We start from the raw sequence: 18,663 nt of genomic DNA, 5'->3' as shown, positions 1-18,663 counted from the left end.
GGGCGGTTTCGACGCAACCGTCCGCACATGTGGGCGCCCGGGGTTCTTCCAACGGTTGTGTCCGGCGTTACCCTGTGGTGGTGTTCGGACGAATGGCGGAAGGCGTTCGCCGCTTCCTGGGCAAGCCCGGTGCGGTGGATCTGCGGCCCTATACCAAGCTCCTGTCGGCGATCGAGGCCGAGGAGGATGGTCTGCGTGAGCTCAGCGACACCGAGCTGACGGAGAAGGCCATCGAACTCGGCAACGCCGAACTCCCCTACGAGCGCGACGACCTCGTGTCGCTGTGCGCGGTCGGCCGCGAGGCCGCCCGGCGCTCACTCGACGAGCGGCCCTTCGACGTGCAGCTCCTCGGTGTCATGGCCCTGCTCGACGGCCACGTCGCCGAGATGGCCACGGGCGAGGGCAAGACGCTGGCGGGCGCCCTCGCCGCCGCGGGGTTCGCCCTGCGCGGCCGGCGCGTGCACCTGCTCAGCGTCAACGACTACCTGGCCCGGCGCGACGCCGAGTGGATGCGCCCCCTCTACGACATGCTCGGCGTCACCGTGGGCTGGATCACCGAGGACTCCACCCCCCAGGAGCGGCGCGCCGCCTACTCCTGCGAGGTGACCTACGCGGCCGTCAGCGAGCTGGGCTTCGACGTCCTGCGCGACCGCATGGTCACCGACATCGCCGACCGGGTCGTGCCGCCGCCGCACGTGGCGATCATCGACGAGGCCGACTCGGTGCTCGTCGACGAGGCCCGCGTCCCGCTGGTCCTGGCCGGGGCCGCGGAGAGCGTGAACGCCGACGTGGAGATGGCCGACGTCGTGCGCGGGCTCAAGCCGCGCCTGCACTACGAGATCGACGGCGAGGGGCGCAACGTCCAGCTCACCGACGCCGGGATCGACGCGGTGGAGAAGGCGCTGGACGGGGTCGACCTGTACTCCGAGGACGACACCTCCGTCCTGCCGCAGGTCAACCTGGCCCTGCACGCGCACGTGCTGCTCCAGCGCGACGTCCACTACGTGGTGCGCGACGGCGAGGTCCGCCTCATCAACGAGTCGCGCGGGCGCATCGCCCTGCTCCAGCGCTGGCCGGACGGCCTCCAGGCCGCGGTCGAGGCCAAGGAGAAGGTGGCGCTCAGCGAGACCGGCGAGGTGCTGGACTCCATCACCGTGCAGTCGCTCGTCCTGCGCTACCCCACGCGCGCCGGTATGACCGGTACCGCGATGGCCGTCGCCGAACAGCTCCGCGAGTTCTACGAGCTGGAGGTCGCGGTCATCCCCTCCAACAAGCCCAACGTCCGCGAGGACCACGGCTCGCGCCTGTACGCCACGCGCGAGGAGAAGGAGGACGCCCTCATCGCCAAGGTGGAGGAGGTCCACAAGTCCGGGCGGCCGATCCTCATCGGCACCCAGGACGTGGCCGAGTCCGAGCTGTTGGCCGGGCGTCTGCGCGATGCCGGGCTGGAGTGCGTGGTCCTCAACGCCAAGAACGACGCCGACGAGGCCGCCATCATCGCGGAGGCGGGCACCCACGGCGCCATCACGGTCTCCACCCAGATGGCCGGGCGCGGCACCGACATCCGGCTGGGCGGCAGCGACATGGCCGACCGCGAGCGGGTGGTGGAGACCGGTGGCCTGTACGTGATGGGCTTCGGCCGCTACCCCAGCAGCCGTCTGGACGGTCAGCTGCGCGGCCGCGCGGGGCGCCAGGGCGACCCGGGCGACTCCATCTTCTTCGTCAGCATGGACGACGACCTGGTGGTCAACCACGCCCCCGAGACCACGGGCTACCAGACCACCTCCGAGGGTGAGATCACCGACCAGGGCTGGCTGGCCATGATCGACCACGCGCAGCGCGTGGCCGAGGGGCAGCTGCTGGAGGTGCACCGCAACACCTGGCGGTACAACCAGCTGATCGACGTGCAGCGCGACGTGGTCCTGGAGCACCGGGAGATGGTGCTGACCGGGGACCAGGGCGACCGGCAGATCAGGGCGGACCGCAAGAAGCGGCACGAGGAGCTGCTGGAGGAGCTGGCCGGGAAGGGATCCGGGGCCGGGGAGGGCGCCGGGGCGGAGGAGAACGCCGGGGACGCCGAGGGCACCGGGAACGGCGCCGACGCCGGGGCGGAGGAGTCGAACGAGGAGAAGGTCGCCCGGGCGGCCCGCCTCATCACCCTCTACCACCTGGACCGGGGCTGGACCGACCACAACGCCTTCCTGTCGGAGCTGCGGGAGGGCATCCACCTGCGCTTCCTGGGCCGTCGCGACCCGCTGGACGAGTTCAACCGCGACGCCGTGCCGGTGTTCAAGGGCTTCCTGGACGACGCGCGGGCCCGGGCGGCCGAGAGCTTCGAGGAGCTGGAGGTCGTGGACGGCGAGCTGGACGTGAGCTCGGTGGGCGTCAAGCGTCCGTCGATGACGTGGACGTACATGGTGCACGACCACCCGTTCAGCTCCGCGTTCGAGACCCTGGTGGGCAGGCTCAAGGGCGGCCGGGGCAGCGGGAGCTGACCATTCCCCGCAGACGGATGCGCGGGTCGGGACCAAAGTCCCGGCCCGCGCATTACTTTTGTCAGCTACTCTGCTCGAAACGCCCCACAAGCCCGAAAACGGCACCGCCAATTGCTCCGTCCGGGTTAACATGGCTGCGTTTTCAACGGAACCCGAGACGGTTGGGACGAAATTCACCGTGGTCCACGAGGTCGGTGCGCAGGAGAAGATCAGTTATGGACGGAACGACCGATTCGCGGGCGGTCCGGTGGGCGGGGGCAGTTTCTGGGTGGATGAGGACGGCCACCCGGTCGCCAAGATCGGCGGACCGAAGGAGTGGCGGCCCACACCCATGATCGACGTCCGGGTGGGCGACGTGTTCAGCGTCGGCGGGCAGGCGTGGAGGGTGACCGACATTGTCGACGCGGATACTCCCTCCGCATATCTGCTGGCCACGCGAATAAGTTGACTCCGGGCCCCGGGCGAACGCTCGGGGCCTTCGTTTTCCTTGTTCCGGTGGGGGACTGCAACCCCGTGCAACCTTTTACCGGTGAGGGATTGCCGGCTCCCGGTTTTGTGACCGGCCGTCTTTTCGGGCGTCGACTGGCAAGGGTTTTGTTGCTTGTGTGACCGGTGGGGACCCGGGGGCTCCAGAGGTGAAGCGCCGGTGAAGAACGAGCATCGGCGCAGGTCACGGATGAGGGCGGCGTGCCCACCAGTGCGAATCGAGACGTTCCGGTTATCTGATGGAGGGTGTTCGTGTTACCGGTTCCTCGTTAACGTCTGTGGAGCAAGGCGCGCCCCGGCAGCGGCCGCAGGGAGGCTCCCCCCACTCCCGAAGAGTCCACGGGCCGCTGCGCCCTGCCGCCCCAAGGCCGGTCCCAGGGGCTGTCCCCCGCCCCTGGGCCTGGCGGCCCCGCGTAGGCGGGGCGGTCTCCTCCGTCCCCCGCGTCGCGCGCGGGGTCCGGTTTCCCCGCTCCGGTGCGTCCGCGCCTCCTTCGCCGGACGTCCGCCGCGTGCTGTCCCGACGCTTCCCCGGCCTCTCCGTCCGGCGACGAGTAGATCCTGTTCCTCCCGAGCATGGAGGCCTGTCTGCCCCGGTTCCCGCGGTGGAATCCGTGAACCCGGGTCTTGCGGTAGAACGCGTTTCAGTATTAGTCTCTGGAGGTGCCCGCCCCGGTGAGGGCGCCCGGCGGCTCGACCGCGGGGCGTCAGCGGACGGCGGGCGAGGACGGTCGTCCGTCGAAGTCGGATCGCGCCCCGACTCCGGCGGACGGCGTCCGTTCTCCCGACGGCCGCCCGCGCTCCGCCCCTAGGCGAGCAGGCGGCAGAGTTCGGCGAAGGTGGGGCACGGCCAGGCCAGGCGGCACCCCCGGCAGCGGTCCCCGCCCCCGTCCCCGTCGTCGGGGGCGTGCAGGTGCAGCAGGTCCACGCAGATCCCGGCCAGGGCGGACACCTCCTCGCGCGCGTTCGCGTAGAAGGCGACGTCGTTGATCCGGGCCAGGGCGCTGGAGCGGCCCGAGGCCGGGATGCCGACCGTGTCCGGCTCCCAGGGGACCGCACGCGCCGAGCGCTCCCGGATGCCCAGAACGCACTGGAGCACTCTCGCGTGCTCGGAGGGGTGACCCCTCCCCGACGCTGGTCTGGTGAACGGCGACATCGCTGATCTCCCCCACCACGTGGATACGCGGGCTCACGTGGTAACACAGCGTATACCCAGCATTGCCCCTTGTCGCGACACGCGGAGGCGGGGCGGGAAAAGAGGGGGGAGGGGCGGCGGGCCGCCCGGGGGAGGGGCGGCCCGCCGGAAGGGGAGACGGATCCTTGTGGACGCGGGGACCCGCTAGCCGCAGCCTCCGCCGCAGTTGCAGGAGCCGCCGCTCTGACAGCCGCAGCCGCAGCCCGAACCGCAGCTGCACCCACGCAGGTCGGGGGTCGTGGTCATCCGGTGAGTCACAGTCCCTCCAAGGGGCTCGACAGCACCCGTGCGCGATCACGCCGGAGCCTCCCCGGTGGGAGGGGGCGTCACGGGCGCGTTTCCCGCAGGAGACCGTGCCCGTTCGCCGCCGCCGCCAACCGGGGCGGGTTCCGGCGCCGCCGGGCCCGGGCGCGCCCCGCGGCTCCTGCGGGGCGCACTGACCTGTACGGAGGGCCGACCGGGATCAGGCGAAGAAGGTCGGTGCGACCGCCGGACGGCGTGTCATTCGGTAGAGCCAAACCTGGCCGACGAACATGACCGGAATTACGGGAACGAGGGTCGCCCACACGAACACCGCGGTCGTGGCGGGGATCGGCGCCGAGGGCAGCTCCGGTGCCGCCAGTGCCAGGAGCAGACCGGGGACGGCGATCGCCACCGCCGACGTGTGCCGCGACAGCATCGGCCCCACCAGGCCGCTCGTCGCCACCAGGGCCGCCAGCAGCACCGCGGTCAGCGCCGCGGCGGGCCCGGGGGACAGGTCCGGGCCGCCGGGCAGCACGGCCGCCACCGTCGCCAGCGCCGCCGCCCCCAGGGCCAGACGCGCGAGCGGGCGCGTGTCCCGGGCGGCCACGTCCGCGCTCTCGGAGTCGGCGGGGCCGACCAGCCGCTCGGCCCCGAAGGCCGCGCCGCGCAACGCGAACAGCGCCGTGACGGCGACCGCGCAGAGCGGCGTGAACGCGCTCGCGGCGAGGCCGCCCGCGAGCAGACCCGCCACCACCAGGCCCCACGCGGCGGCCAGGGCCCAACTGCCCCCGACGAGCGCGCAGTCGCAGACCAGCCGCCAGCGGTCGCCGTCCACGCGGGCGCGCAGCCACAGCCCCGCGTCGCGGACCAGCCATCCGGCCAGCAGGACGGCGAGCACGGACCACAGTTCGGCGACCGCGTGGTGCTCCAGGGCGGGGAACAGGCCCGCCAGGACCCCGACCGCGGCGACCAGCCACACCTCCGAGGCCAGGAAGTAGGGGGCGATCGCGGCGACCACGCGGCGGCGCTGCTCGGGACCGCGCGCCAGGCGCGGCATCAGCATGCCCAGGCCGATGTCGGCACCGGCCAGGACGAGGTAGCCCACGACGAGCAGGGCGAGGAGTGCGGAGGAGAGGAGGTCCATGGCTTGCGGCCTTCCGGGCTCAGTACGTGTGGACGGGGACGGCGGACCCACCGGGCTCCGCGGGGTCCTCGGGCGGCTGCGTGCGCCGCTCCGCCAGCGGCCCGCCCTCGGGGCCGCGCCGCGCGTAGCGCACCAGGAGCCAGTAGGTGACGGCGGCCAGGGCCGCGAAGGCGGCGGTGAAGAAACCGAAGGAGGCCGCGGCCGCGACCGGGGACAGGGGGGTCACCGCGTCGGCCGTGGTCAGGTGGTGCACGACCGTCCACGGCTGGCGGTTGGTCTCCCGGAACACCCAGCCGCCGACGCTGGCCAGGTAGGGCAGGAACGGCGTCACCACCAGCGGGGCGAGGAACCACCTCCAGCGGTCGAGACCGCCGAGGGGCCAGGCCAGCAGCATGAGGGGGCCCAGGAGGAACATCAGCGCCCACGACGTCATCATCACCAGGTCGCCGGTCGTGTTGGCCGCATCCAGGAGGGGACCGCCCGGGTGCGCCGCCTCGATCGCCGCGATCTCCTCGGCGGTGTAGGTCAGCCCGCTTGTGGGCGGGTCCTGGCCGAACAGCCCGAACTGCACCCCGCCGAAGGCCGCCACGGGTACCGGCACGACGCACAGGACCAGCGTCGCGTGGCGGATACCGCGCCGGAAGACGCCGTGCGCGTCGTCGCGACGGACGAGGTGGTAGGCGCTGGTCGCGGCGATGACCAGGGCGCCGACCAGCAGGGACCCGGTGACGATGTGACCGAAGGCCAGCACGGCCGCCGGGTTGGTCATCAGCGCGACGGGGTCGGTCAGGTGCGCCACCCCGTCGACCATCTCGAAGCCCACGGGGTTGCGCAGGAAGCCGTTGGAGACCAGCGCCCACCACGCCGATGCGTACGCCGTCGCGGTGACCACGGCGAAGCAGGCAAGGTGAGCCCACCGGCCCATGCGGTCCCACCCGAAGATCCACAAACCCAGGAACGTGGACTCGACGAAGAACGCGGTCATCGTCTCCAGCGCCAGCGGAGCGGCGAAGGTGTAGCCGAACATCCCGTGCAGGCCGCTCCAGTTCAGCGCGAGCTGGAGTTCCATCACCAGCCCGGACAGGACGCCCATCCCGTAGTTGACCAGGTACAGGCCGCCCCAGAACCGCACGGCGGTCATCCGGGAGCGATCGCCGCGCAGGGTGGCGACCAGCTGGGTGGCGAGGAGGTAGGGGGCCAGCCCGAGGGTCAGGGCCACGAACATGTAGTGGGTGGCGGCGGTCAGCGCGAACTGGAGCCGCGCCAGCAGGAGGGGGTCTTCGAACATCGTCGGGCCTCGCGTTCGGCGGTGGGAACGCGGTCAAGCATCCGACTGGGGCGAGGGCGGGCACATCGTCCCGGCGAGGGCTCCTCGCCGCCCCCTCCGAGGGTAGGGGCGGCGGCGGAGGTACTCCCGCGGGCGTAGGGGACGACCCCGAGGCGGCCCCGGGGCGGCCCCGGGAACGCTCCCGGGCGCACGCGGTCCGTCCTCACCGGCTCCACTTCGGGGTGACCAGGGCGGTCTCGTAGGCGATGACGACCAGCTGGGCGCGGTCGCGCACCCCCAGCTTGACCATGGCCCGGCTCACGTGGGTCTTGGCGGTGGCCGGGCTGAGCACGAGGTGGGCGGCGATCTCCTCGTTGGACAGGCCGCCGCCGACCAGGGCGACCACCTCGCGTTCGCGCTCGGTGAGCCCGTTCAGCCGGACCGACGGGTCGGGCGCGCTCGGCGGCCGGCGCGCGTAGTCGGCGATCAGCCGCCGGGTGATGCCCGGCGACAGCAGCGCCTCGCCGCCGTGCACCACCCGCACCGCCCGCAGCAGGTCCCCGGGCTCGGTGTCCTTGACCAGGAACCCGCTGGCGCCCGCGCGCAGCGCCTCGAAGATGTACTCGTCCAGGTCGAACGTGGTGAGGATGACGACCCGCGTCGCCTCCAGGGCGGGATCGGCCAGGATGCGCCCGGCGGCGGCCAGGCCGTCCACACCGGGCATGCGGATGTCCATGAGGACCACGTCCGGGCGTTCGGCGCGGGCCAGCCGGACGGCCGCCTCGCCGTCGGCGGCCTCGGCGACCACCTCGATGTCGGGGGCGCTGTCCAGCAGGGCGCGGAACCCCGCGCGTACCAGCGCCTGGTCGTCGGCGAGCAGTACCCGGATCAACGGGGCCTCGTTTCGTCGGTGTCGGGGGAGGGGACGGCCGGTGTCCCGCGGTCCGGTCCGGCGCCGTCGAGCGGGAGCCGGGCGCGCACCCGGAATCCTCCCTCCCGCAGGGGGCCCGCGTCCACCGTGCCGCCCACCAGGGCGGCGCGTTCGCGCATCCCGGTGATGCCGTTGCCCGCCGCCGGCGGCCCGACGGTCCCGGCGCCGTCGTCGGTGACCTCCACGACCAGCGAGGACGCGCGGTGCTCGATGCCCACCCGCGCCGAGGAGGCCCCGGAGTGGCGGACCACGTTCGTCAGCGCCTCCTGGACCGTGCGGTAGGCGGCCGACTCGGTGCTCACGGGCAGGTGCCCGGGCACACCGCTGACCTCCACGACCACGTCGATCCCCGCTCGGCGGGTGCCTTCGGCCAGCTCCTCCAGGCGGTCCAGCCCGGGGACCGGCGACCTCGGCGCGGCCTCGTCCACGGCGCGCAGCACGCCGAGCATGCCGCGCAGCTCGACCAGGGTGTCCTTGCTGGTCCGCTTGATGGTGGCCAGCGCCTCCGCGGCCCGCTGCGGCTCGGTCTCCATCAGGTACAGGGCGGTGCCCGCCTGCACGTTGATGAGGGAGATGTTGTGCGCCACCGTGTCGTGCACGTCCCGGGCCAGCCGGACGCGCTCCTCGGAGGCCCGGCGCAGCAGCTCCTCCTCCCGGCTGCGCAGGGACTCGGCCTCGCGCTCGTGGTCGGCCCGCAGGTACTCCTGCCGCCAGCGCACGACCTCGCCCGTGCACAGCAGGACGAGCACCCAGCCGACGATGCCGATCGCCTCGGGCCGGAAGGTCCCCGTCATGAGGAACTCGTAGCCGTTGACGGCCACGAACTGGCCCACGCCCAGCGTCCAGCCGAACACGCGGTACCCCCAGCGCACCAGGGTGTAGAGCATGACGGCGGTGCACAGCATGACCATGCCGTCGGGGAAGCCCAGGGGGTAGTACACGGTGGAGGCGACGACCGACACCAGCCCGGCCACGCACGGGTAGGCGGTGCGCCACAGGACGGCCAGGCAGGCCACCAGGATCAGCGCGTGGCCCCACGGCCAGGGGTTGACCGCCCCCGCCTCCCGCTGGAGCGCGCTGACCAGCGCCGTGCTGCCCATGGAGGCGGCGAGCAGGCCGAACGCGAGCCAGACGTCGGTGCGCGCGGGGCGGAGGAGTAGTGCTGCCACAACCCCGACAGTACGGGGGATCCCCCGGGGAGGCCGTCACCCCGGGGGAGGGTTTTCCGGCGGTGGTCTACTCCCCGGGGAGTAGACCACCGCCGGGCTAGAAGACGCCGTCCGGCGGAGCCGGGGAGTCGACGGCGTCGGCGTCGCGCACGGGGGACCGGCCCGAGACGAAGCGGTCCAGCTCCCCGCCCTCCAGAAGGCGGGCCATCTCCGGGTCCCGGTGCGCCCGGCGGCCCAGCTCCTCCACGGGCAGCGGGCTGTGCGAGGCCGTCAGGACCAGGTTGCCGAACCGCCGCCCGCGCAGCACGCCAGGCTCGGCCGACAGCGCGGTGTGCGGCAGCGCCGTGCGCGCGGTCGCCACCTGGCCCCGGGTGTGGGCCAGGCCCCCGCCGTCGCCGATGTTGACCACCAGCATCCCGGTCGGCCGCAGGACGCGCGCCAGCTCGGCGTAGAACTCCGCCGACGTCAGCCGGGCCGGGGTGCGCGCGCCCGAGAACACGTCGCTGATCACCAGGTCCGCGCTGTCGGTGTGCCGGGCGGCGATCCACTCCCGGGCGTCGCCGACGCCCACGCGCAGCTGCGCCCTGCGGTCCCAGGGCAGCCGCCTGCGCACCATCTCGACCAGGGGCGCGTCCACGTCCACCGCGCGCTGCCGGGAGCCGGGGCGGGTGTGCGCCACGTAGCGGGCCAGCGTCAGCGCGCCCGCGCCCAGGTGCAGGGCGTCCACGGCCTCCTCCGGCGGCGCCACGAGGTCGGCCGCGTGCGCGATGCGGCGCATGTAGGAGAAGTCCAGGTAGGAGGGGTCGGCCAGGTCCACGTGGGACTGGGGCGTACCGTCCACGACCAGGAACCACGAGTCGGGCCGGTCGGCGTCGGCGAGCAGCTCCGTGCCCGGGTTCCCGTCGTTCACGGCGTCCTCGCCGTCCCCGCCGGGCGCCGCTTCCCTCCGCGCGCCGCGTCTGCCCACGTCCGCCTCCGTTCGTCGGACCCAAGACTACGCACAGGCCCGAGCGAGCGTGTCCGTGATCGCGCTAGCCTGGGGAACCCAAGTTTTTTTGAGCCGCCAAGGTCTTTCTTGGCATTGCAGATTCCTTTGCTTATCCCACGAGGAGTGGCCGTGCTACTGCGGATGTCGACCCTGTTCCTGCGCACCCTGCGTGAGGACCCGGCGGACGCCGAGGTGCCGAGCCACAAGCTGCTCGTCCGCGGCGGGTTCGTGCGCCGGGCCGCACCCGGCGTCTACACCTGGCTGCCCCTGGGCAAGATCGTCCTGGAGAACGTCGCCCGGATCGTGCGCGAGGAGATGGACGCCATCGGCGCCCAGGAGGTGCTCCTGCCCGCGCTGCTGCCCCGCGAGTACTACGAGGCCACCGGGCGCTGGGAGGAGTACGGCGACACCCTGTTCCGCCTCAAGGACCGCAAGGGCGCCGACTACCTGCTCGGCCCCACCCACGAGGAGCTGTTCACACTCCTGGTCAAGGGGGAGTACTCCTCCTACAAGGACTTCCCGGTCACGCTGTACCAGATCCAGGAGAAGTTCCGCGACGAGGCGCGTCCCCGCGCGGGCGTGCTGCGCGGCCGCGAGTTCCACATGAAGGACTCCTACTCCTTCGACATCGACGACGAGGGCCTGCGCGCGTCCTACGCCGACCACCGCGCCGCCTACATCCGCGTCTTCGACCGGCTGGGCCTGGAGTACGTGATCGTGTCGGCCACGTCGGGCGCCATGGGCGGATCGGCCTCGGAGGAGTTCCTGGCCGTCGCCCCGACCGGTGAGGACACCTTCGTGCGCAGCACGGAGTCCGACTACGCCGCCAACGTCGAGGCCGTGGCCGTCCCGGCCCCCGAGGCGCTGCCGGTCGAGGGGCTGCCCGAGGCCGCGGTCCACCACACCCCGGACACCGCCACCATCCAGACCCTGGTGGACTTCCTCAACGGCGCCGGGCTGGGCCGCGACTTCAGCGAGGCCGACACCCTCAAGAACGTCCTGGTCAAGACCCGCGCGCCCGGCGCGAAGGAGTGGGAGCTGCTGGCCGTCGGCCTGCCCGGCGACCGCGAGGTGGACTTCAAGCGCCTGGAGGCGGCGCTGGAGCCCGCCGAGGTCGCCCTGCTGGAGGAGGCCGACTTCGCGGCCAACCCCTTCCTGGTCAAGGGCTACATCGGCCCCCGCGCGCTGCTGGACAACAAGGTCCGCTACCTGGTCGACCCCCGGGTGGTCACCGGCACCTCCTGGGTGACCGGCGCTGACGAGGCCGACCACCACGTCGTCGGCCTGGTCGCGGGCCGCGACTTCGTCCCCGACGGCACCATCGACGTCGCCGAGGTGCGCGACGGCGACCCCTCGCCCGACGGCAGGGGGACCCTGTACACCGCGCGCGGCATCGAGATCGGCCACATCTTCCAGCTGGGCCGCAAGTACACCGACGCCTTCCAGGTGGACGCCCTGGGCCCCGACGGCAAGCCCCGGCGGATCACCATGGGCTCCTACGGCATCGGCGTCTCGCGCGCCGTCGCCGCGGTCGTCGAGCAGTCCCACGACGACAAGGGCGTCGTCTGGCCGCGCGAGGTGGCGCCCGCCGACGTGCACGTGGTCGGCACCGGTAAGGGAGAGCAGATCGAGGAGGCGCTGCGGATCGCCCGGGAGCTGGAGGCCAGGGGCCTGCGCGTCCTCGTGGACGACCGCAAGGGCGTCTCGCCCGGCGTCAAGTTCACCGACGCCGAACTCCTGGGCATCCCCACCGGCGTCATCGTCGGCCGCGGCCTCAAGGACGGCCTGGTGGAGCTGCGCGACCGCGCCACCGGCGACCGCGAGGAGGTCGCCCTGGCCGAGATCGTGGACCGCACCGTCGCCGCCTGCCGCGCGTAGCGGGTGACGGGAGGGGGTGGGGTCCGCGATCTCCTCGCGGACCCCACCCCCTCCCGCCCGCGGCCTGTCGCGGGCGCTCCCCGGGCCGCCCGCCGACACCACCGGCCCCGGCCGCCGGGCTAACCGGCCTCGTCGAAACCGGGCAGGGCGTCCAGCGCCCCGCCCCACTCCAGCAGGCGCACGGTCGTCTCCTGCAGCGCCCGGGCGCCGGTCACCCGCAGGTCGGTGTCCCGCGAGGCGGTCAGCCACAGGTGGGCGCGCGCGGCAGCCTGCTCCAGCCCCGCGGCGTAGGCGTCGACGGCCTCGTCGCCGTACTCGTCGGCGACCGGGTAGGAGGCCAGCGCGGGCGGCGGGTCCACGCCCCGCTCCACCGCCGCCGCGTGCAGCGCGTCCCGCAGCGCCTTGTGCTCGTGGGCGCTGCTTCCCGCGCGGTCGCGGCGGCCCTCGTCCTCGGCGGCCCCGCCGATGAACTCGTACCCGTACACGGCCGCGTGTTCGGCGCGCAGCGCCTCTGCCAGCGCCTGGGGACCGGCGTCCGGCTCCTCGCCGGCGGACGCGGGACTCTCGCTCACCTTGCTACCTGCCTTCCGTCTGGGGGTGTGCGCCGCCCCTACTCCTGGGCCAGCAGGTGGGCGTGCCCCGCCTCGCACGCGCCGATCGCGCTGATCAGCTGCGCCAGCGCGGAGTCGGTGACGGCGCCCGCCTGGTCCAGCCGGGCGCCGGTCGCCGCGGCCTCCAGCACGTGCAGCGCCGCCGTCCCCGGCGCCGCCTCCGCGACGGGGGCCTCCTCGGGGGAGGAGGGGCCGCCGGACGGCTCAGCGGAGGGGGAGGGGGCGTCCTCGGGCAGGGACTCCAGCAGCGCGTCCAGGTGGGACAGGTGGTGTTCCAGGAACCGCTCCAGCAGTTCGACCGGCCCCGTCCCCTCGGCGACCGCGGCCTCGTAGCGCGCGATCATCCGCTCCTTCTCCCGGACCACCGCGCGCAGTACGTACACGTCCGGGGTCACGTCGGAGGGGTACCACTCGGTACCGCCGCACCCGGCCAGGCCCACGGCGCCCACAGCGGCCGTCGCGCCCAGCACCGTGCGACGGCTGACACAGCCGATCCCCACGCGCTCTCCCTCCCGTGCGGCGGGGACCGCCCGCGGCGGCCCCCCGGCCCCCATCCTTCCACGTCCCGTACCGCGCGGGGGACGCCGCCGCGTGGCCGCGCCCCGGAGGCCACGCGCCGACGCGCCCCGGCCACCGACGGCGACCTGGAGGGGTTCCGGGTGTGGATACCCTTGCAGCACAACCGCCGTCGCACGCGACGCGCGGTCGGCCCGCGTCCCCGCACCAGGGGGCGGGTCGCTGAAGTCGAAGACTACGTACAGAGCTGGACCGCCCCGTACACCGGCCCGAAGGCCGCGCGGGCGGGATCTTCGCCGTTGGAGGAGCAGGACCACATGGGAGCGCAGGCGCGCGAGGAGCGCATCGCCGAGCTGCTGGAGCCGGTACTGGCCGAGGCCGGACTGGACCTGGAGGCCGTCGAACTCACACCGGCCGGAAAGCGACGGGTGCTGCGGGTGGTCGTGGACTCCGACAACGGGGTCGACCTGGACACGGTCGGCGAGGTCAGCCAGGAGGTGAACACCCTGCTGGACTCCTCCGACGTCATGGGCGCGCAGCCCTACGTGCTGGAGGTCACCTCGCCCGGGGTGGACCGCCCGCTGACCCAGCCGAGGCACTGGCGCCGTTCCCGAGGCCGCCTGGTGATCGCCTCCCTCACCGAGGGCGGCAAGGTCACCGGGCGCGTCACCGGCGCCGACGACGACGGGGTCACCCTGGACGTCGAGGGCCAGCCCCGTACCTTCACCCACGCCGAACTCGGCAAGGGCAGGGTCCAGGTGGAATTCCGCCACGATGCCGACACCGACGCGGCGGACTAGAGGGGGAGCCCCGTGGACATTGACATGAGCGTTCTGCGCAGCCTGGAACGCGAGAAGGACATCTCCGTCGAACTCGTGGCCAAGGCCATCGAGGACGCGCTTCTGATCGCCTACCACCGCGAGGAGGGCCCGGAGAAGCGGGCCCGCGTCGAGCTCAACCGCTCCACCGGCCACGTGACCGTGTGGGTGGCCGAGACCGACGAGGACGGCGAGTCCGTCGGCGAGTTCGACGGCACCCCCACCGGGTTCGGTCGCATCGCGACCTCCACCGCCAAGCAGGTCATCCTCCAGCGTCTGCGCGACGCCGAGGACGAGCTGACCCTGGGCGAGTTCGCCGGGCGCGAGCACGACATCGTCTCCGGCATCATCCAGCAGGGCAAGGACCCCCGCAACGTGCTGGTGGACCTCGGCAAGATCGAGGCGGTCCTGCCCCCGCAGGAGCAGGTGCCCACCGAGACCTACACCCACGGCGAGCGCCTGCGCGCCTACGTCGTGCAGGTCCGCAAGGGCCACCGCGGCCCCTCGGTCACCCTCTCGCGCACGCACCCCAACCTGGTGCGCAAGCTCTTCGAGCTGGAGGTCCCCGAGATCGCCGACGGCACCGTGGAGATCGCGGCGATCGCCCGGGAGGCGGGCCACCGCACCAAGATGGCCGTCCACTCCAACCGCGGCGGGGTCAACGCCAAGGGCGCCTGCATCGGCCCGCTCGGCAGCCGCGTCCGCAACGTCATGGCCGAACTCCACGGGGAGAAGATCGACATCGTCGACTACTCCGAGGACCCGGCCGTGTTCGTCGCCAACGCCCTGTCCCCGGCGCGGGTCAACTCCGTGGAAATCCTCGACATGGCCTCCCGCGTCGCCCGCGTGATCGTGCCCGACTACCAGCAGTCCCTCGCGATCGGCAAGGAGGGCCAGAACGCCCGTCTGGCCGCACGTCTGACCGGCTGGCGCATCGACATCCGCTCCGACGCCGAGCCCGCCGGCGAGCCGGAACGGGAGGGCGCCGCCGAGGGCGACGACACCGCCGCGACGGGCTGATCGGGTCGCGCTCATGCCTCGACGCGATAGGGTGGCCCATGACGGTCCCGACCGCCCCGTGCGTACCTGCGTGGGGTGTCGGTCGCGGGCAGTCCAGTCCGACCTCGTGCGGCTGGTGGCCGAGGGCACGGTCATCACGCCCGACACCCGGGGTCGTCTTCCGGGGCGCGGCGCCTACCTGCACCGCGATCGGCGGTGCTTCGAGCTCGCCGAACGGCGCAGGGCCTGGTCACGCGCCTACCGGAGGGGAGCGGGCGCCGACGGGTGGGACGTCTCACCCGTGGCGGCCCTGATCGACGCCGCCCCGCGTGGCGGATCGGGTCAACGTTCCCGATAGGGTTGGAATGTCTGGACCGACTTCTGGGTTGTACGGACCGAGGTCGGCGTCCAGTGCTGTGTCGGCACGCAGAAGCTGGCCCATTGTTGTGTAGCGATGAGGAAGCAGGTCGAGATTGCGATGAGCGCCTGATGAGTACGCAGCGATGAGTAACTCGAGCTAACGACGGTCCGGCACAAGCCCATGTCCCGGACCGAAGCTGAAGGAGAGTAGTGGCGAAGGTCCGGGTATATGAACTCGCCAAGGAGTTCGGTGTAGAGAGCAAGGCCGTTCTGGCCAAGCTCAACGAGATGGGTGAATTCGTCCGTTCGGCGTCCTCGACCATAGAGGCCCCCGTCGTACGACGCCTCCAGGAAGCTTTCAACAACGGTTCCGACGGCGGTCGCAAGGGTTCGGCTCCCAAGCCCGGCCCGCGTCCCGCCGCGGACAACGGTGCCGCCCCGAAGCCGGGTCCGGCCCCCAAGCCCGGCCCCAGGCCGAGCCCCGCGCCCAAGTCGAGCCCGCAGAGCGAGGCCGCTCCGCGTGCGAACGCGCCCAAGCCCGGCCCCAAGGCTCCCCGCGGCGAGGCTGGCGCCCGCCCCGGCGGCGCCCCCAAGCCCGGTGCCCCGGCGGGCCCCGGCGGCCGTTCCGAGGGCGGTCGCCCCGAAGGCGGCCGTCCCGAGGGTGGTCGTCCCGACCGCGCCCAGCGCGGCGGTGACCGTCCCGAGCGTGGTGAGCGCCCCGAGCGCGGCGACCGTTCCGAGCGCGGCGGGCCCCGTCCCGGCCCGCGCCCGTCCGGTCCCCGTCCGGGCAACAACCCGTTCGCGTCCAACGCCTCCGGCATGGGCTCCAAGCCGGCCGCCCCGCGTCCCGGTGGCGCGGCGGGCGCTCCGCGTCCGGGCGGTCCCCGTCCGGGTCCGCGTCCCGGCCCGCAGGGCGGCGGCGAACAGCGCGCCCCGCGTCCCGGCGGTGCGGCGGGCGCTCCGCGTCCGGGCGGTGCCGCGGGTCCCCCGCGTCCCGGTCCCCGGCCCGGCGGTCCGCGCCCCAGCCCGATGAACATGCCCTCGTCCCGTCCGGCCGCACCCGCGGGTGGCGGTCGCGGCGGTGGCGGCGGCCGTCCCGGCGGCGGCGGTGGCCGTGGTCGCGGGGGAGCCCCCGCGGGTTCCGGTCCGCGTCCCGGCGGTGTCGGTGGTGGCGGCGGCGGTCGTCCGGGTGGCTTCGGTGGCCGTCCCGGCGGCGGTGGCCGCGGCCGCGGCGGCGGTACGGCCGGTGCGTTCGGACGCCCCGGCGGCCGTCCCGGGCGTGCCCGCAAGTCCAAGAAGCAGCGGCGCCAGGAGTTCCACGACTTCCAGGCCCCGTCGTTCGGCGGCGTCAAGATCCCGAGCGGCAACGACCAGACCATCCGCCTGTCCCGCGGCGCCTCGCTGTCGGACTTCGGCGACAAGATCGACGTCAACCCGGCGTCGCTCGTCCAGGTGATGATGCACCTGGGTGAGATGGTCACCGCGACCCAGTCCCTTCCGGACGAGACCCTGATGCTGCTGGGCGAGGAGCTCAAGTACAGGATCGAGGTCGTCAGCCCGGAGGACGAGGACCGCGAGCTGCTGGAGTCCTTCTCCATCGAGTTCGGTGAGGACGAGGGCACCGCGGAGGACCTGCGTCCGCGTCCGCCGGTGGTCACCGTCATGGGTCACGTCGACCACGGTAAGACCCGACTGCTGGACACCATCCGCAAGACCAACGTCGTCAGCGGCGAGGCCGGCGGTATCACCCAGCACATCGGTGCCTACCAGGTCGCCACCGAGGTGGACGGCGAAGAGCGCAAGATCACCTTCATCGACACCCCGGGTCACGAGGCGTTCACCGCCATGCGTGCCCGCGGTGCCAAGGTCACCGACATCGCGGTGCTGGTCGTGGCCGCCGACGACGGCGTCAAGCCGCAGACGGCGGAGGCCATCGACCACGCCAAGGCGGCCGAGGTGCCGATCGTGGTCGCGGTCAACAAGATCGACGTCGAGGGCGCCGACCCGCAGCGGGTCCGCGCGCAGCTCACCGAGTACGGCCTGGTGGCCGAGGAGTACGGCGGCGACGTCCAGTTCGTGGACATCTCCGCGCTCAAGGGCGACAACATCGACGCCCTGCTCGAGTCGATCGTGCTGACCTCCGACGCGGCGCTCGATCTCCAGGCCAACCCGGAGATGGACGCGCAGGGTCTGGCCATCGAGGCCTACCTGGACCGCGGTCGCGGTTCCATGGCCACGGTGCTGGTCCAGCGCGGCACGCTCAACGTCGGTGACTCGATCGTCTGCGGTGACGCCTTCGGCCGCGTCCGCGCCATGCTCGACGAGCACGGCCAGAACGTGCAGAGCGCCGAGCCGTCCCGTCCGGTGCAGGTGCTGGGTCTGACCAACGTTCCCAGCGCCGGTGACAACTTCCTGGTCGTCAAGGACGACCGGGTGGCGCGGCAGATCGCCCAGCAGCGCGAGGCGCGCGAGCGCTTCGCCCAGCAGGCGCGTTCGGCCCGCCGGGTCACCCTCGACAACTGGCAGAACGCCCTGAAGGAGGGCGAGCGCTCCGAGCTGCTCCTCCTCATCAAGGGTGACATGTCCGGTTCCGTCGAGGCGCTGGAGGAGTCCCTGCTCAAGATCGACGCCGGTGGCGACGAGGTGAGCATCCGGGTCATCGGGCGCGGTGTCGGTGCGATCACGCAGAACGACATCAACCTGGCGGCCTCCGCCGAGGCGATCATCGTCGGCTTCAACGTTCGGCCCGAGGGCAAGAACAGCGAGCTGGCCGACCGCATGGGCGTGGACATCCGGTACTACTCGGTGATCTACCAGGCCATCGACGAGGTCGAGGCCGCGGTCAAGGGTCTGCTCAAGCCGATCTACGAAGAGGTCCAGCTCGGCAGCGCGGAGATCCGCGAGGTCTTCAAGGTGCCGCGGATCGGCAACATCGCCGGTTCGATCGTCCGCAGCGGCCTGATCCGCCGCAACTCCAAGGCGCGGCTCATCCGCGACGGGGTCGTCATCTCCGAGAACCTCAACGTGGAGTCCCTGCGTCGGTTCAAGGACGACGCAACCGAGGTCCGCGAGGGCTTCGAGTGCGGTATCGGCGTCGGCTACAACGACCTGCGTGTCGAGGACGTCATCGAGACGTACGAGATGCAGGAGAAGCCCCGCGACTGATCCTCGCGGAGCATGACCAGACGGGGCCCCGGCCGTGCGGCCGGGGCCCCGTGTTTCACGCCGCCGACAGCGGCGGACAACTCCACACACCACAGGTGATCACTTGTACGTTGGGGCGCTGACCCTGGACGTCCTTCTCGGTGACGTCCACTCGCTCAAACAGAAGCGTTCGCTGGTCCGACCCGTCGTCTCCGAGCTGCGCCGCAAGTTCTCGGTCTCGGTCTCCGAGGCGGGAGACCAGGACCTGTACCGCCGGGCCAAGATCGGTGTCGCGGTGGTCGCGCCGACGGCGGCGCACGCCCGGGAGCTGATGGACTCCTGCGAGAGCTTCGTCGCGGGCCGTCCCGAACTGGAGCTGCTCTCCGCCAGACAGCGGCTCTTCAACGAAGAGGAAGACTGAC

Annotated in this window: 16 protein-coding genes; 8 read left to right on the top strand and 8 right to left on the bottom strand. The window is 72.7% G+C overall.

The annotated features are described in order from the left end of the window. Positions 1-92: 92 nt before the first annotated feature. A complete protein-coding gene (gene secA2 / locus G011_RS0107825) occupies positions 93-2,495 on the top strand; it encodes an accessory Sec system translocase SecA2 (protein ID WP_019607991.1) in 2,403 nt (800 codons plus the stop codon). Positions 2,496-2,673: 178 nt separating this feature from the next. Beyond that, the gene (locus tag G011_RS0107820; RefSeq protein ID WP_019607990.1) at positions 2,674-2,943 is read left to right on the top strand and encodes a DUF6406 domain-containing protein; all 270 of its coding nucleotides are present in this window, start codon (positions 2,674-2,676) and stop codon (positions 2,941-2,943) included. An 843-nt stretch (positions 2,944-3,786) separates the two neighbouring features. On the opposite strand, the gene G011_RS0107815 is transcribed toward G011_RS0107820, so the two are convergent. The 6 genes from G011_RS0107815 to G011_RS0107790 all read right to left on the bottom strand — a co-directional run bounded on the left by G011_RS0107815 (position 3,787) and on the right by G011_RS0107790 (position 9,894). Beyond that, a complete protein-coding gene (locus tag G011_RS0107815) occupies positions 3,787-4,134 on the bottom strand; it encodes a hypothetical protein (RefSeq protein WP_026338116.1) in 348 nt (115 codons plus the stop codon). 502 nt (positions 4,135-4,636) lie between these two features. After that, positions 4,637-5,560: a cytochrome d ubiquinol oxidase subunit II gene (locus G011_RS0107810; RefSeq protein ID WP_019607988.1), complete on the bottom strand. Its 924-nt coding sequence runs from the start codon at positions 5,558-5,560 to the stop codon at positions 4,637-4,639. A gap of 19 nt (positions 5,561-5,579) precedes the next feature. Beyond that, positions 5,580-6,848 (bottom strand): cytochrome ubiquinol oxidase subunit I, encoded by a 1,269-nt coding sequence (locus G011_RS0107805; protein ID WP_019607987.1) that lies wholly within the window; start codon positions 6,846-6,848, stop codon positions 5,580-5,582. 202 nt (positions 6,849-7,050) lie between these two features. Beyond that, positions 7,051-7,719, bottom strand: a complete 669-nt coding sequence (locus G011_RS0107800; RefSeq protein WP_013154608.1) for a response regulator transcription factor — start codon at positions 7,717-7,719, stop codon at positions 7,051-7,053. Further along, on the bottom strand, positions 7,716-8,927 hold the full coding sequence (locus G011_RS0107795; protein WP_019607986.1) for a sensor histidine kinase: 1,212 nt from the start codon (positions 8,925-8,927) through the stop codon (positions 7,716-7,718). The genes G011_RS0107800 and G011_RS0107795 overlap by 4 nt, the downstream gene beginning before the upstream one ends. 97 nt (positions 8,928-9,024) lie before the next feature. Then, positions 9,025-9,894: a fused MFS/spermidine synthase gene (locus tag G011_RS0107790; protein WP_019607985.1), complete on the bottom strand. Its 870-nt coding sequence runs from the start codon at positions 9,892-9,894 to the stop codon at positions 9,025-9,027. Between the two features lie 162 nt (positions 9,895-10,056). Here G011_RS0107790 and G011_RS0107785 point away from each other — a divergent pair, with 162 nt between their 5' ends. Next, on the top strand, positions 10,057-11,793 hold the full coding sequence (locus G011_RS0107785) for a proline--tRNA ligase (protein WP_019607984.1): 1,737 nt from the start codon (positions 10,057-10,059) through the stop codon (positions 11,791-11,793). A 119-nt stretch (positions 11,794-11,912) separates the two neighbouring features. On the opposite strand, the gene G011_RS0107780 is transcribed toward G011_RS0107785, so the two are convergent. Together G011_RS0107780 and G011_RS0107775 are read right to left on the bottom strand one after the other, a co-directional pair. Next, entirely contained in the window at positions 11,913-12,365 is a 453-nt protein-coding gene (locus G011_RS0107780; protein WP_019607983.1) for a ferritin-like domain-containing protein, read from the bottom strand. A gap of 38 nt (positions 12,366-12,403) precedes the next feature. Further along, positions 12,404-12,904: a hypothetical protein gene (locus G011_RS0107775; RefSeq protein WP_019607982.1), complete on the bottom strand. Its 501-nt coding sequence runs from the start codon at positions 12,902-12,904 to the stop codon at positions 12,404-12,406. 333 nt (positions 12,905-13,237) lie between these two features. Here G011_RS0107775 and rimP point away from each other — a divergent pair, with 333 nt between their 5' ends. The 5 genes from rimP (at position 13,238) to G011_RS0107755 (ending at position 18,662) form a co-directional block, all read left to right on the top strand. After that, positions 13,238-13,720 (top strand): ribosome maturation factor RimP, encoded by a 483-nt coding sequence (rimP, locus tag G011_RS0107770; protein WP_017566203.1) that lies wholly within the window; start codon positions 13,238-13,240, stop codon positions 13,718-13,720. Positions 13,721-13,744: 24 nt separating this feature from the next. Then, positions 13,745-14,758 carry a transcription termination factor NusA gene (gene nusA, locus G011_RS0107765; RefSeq protein ID WP_013154601.1) on the top strand — a complete coding sequence of 338 codons (1,014 nt, stop codon included), beginning with the start codon at positions 13,745-13,747 and terminating at the stop codon, positions 14,756-14,758. Between the two features lie 13 nt (positions 14,759-14,771). Next, complete coding sequence (locus G011_RS31020; RefSeq protein ID WP_081461755.1) at positions 14,772-15,095, top strand: YlxR family protein; 324 nt, start codon at positions 14,772-14,774, stop codon at positions 15,093-15,095. Between the two features lie 212 nt (positions 15,096-15,307). After that, positions 15,308-18,262 (top strand): translation initiation factor IF-2, encoded by a 2,955-nt coding sequence (gene infB / locus G011_RS30545; RefSeq protein ID WP_026338115.1) that lies wholly within the window; start codon positions 15,308-15,310, stop codon positions 18,260-18,262. Positions 18,263-18,365: 103 nt separating this feature from the next. Next, the gene (locus G011_RS0107755; protein WP_013154599.1) at positions 18,366-18,662 is read left to right on the top strand and encodes a DUF503 domain-containing protein; all 297 of its coding nucleotides are present in this window, start codon (positions 18,366-18,368) and stop codon (positions 18,660-18,662) included. Position 18,663: the final 1 nt, after the last annotated feature.

It is taken from the genome of Nocardiopsis sp. CNS-639 (genome assembly GCF_000381685.1).
In the GTDB taxonomy this organism is placed as follows: domain Bacteria; phylum Actinomycetota; class Actinomycetes; order Streptosporangiales; family Streptosporangiaceae; genus Nocardiopsis; species Nocardiopsis dassonvillei.
This window is presented reverse-complemented; position numbering and strand designations above follow the sequence as displayed.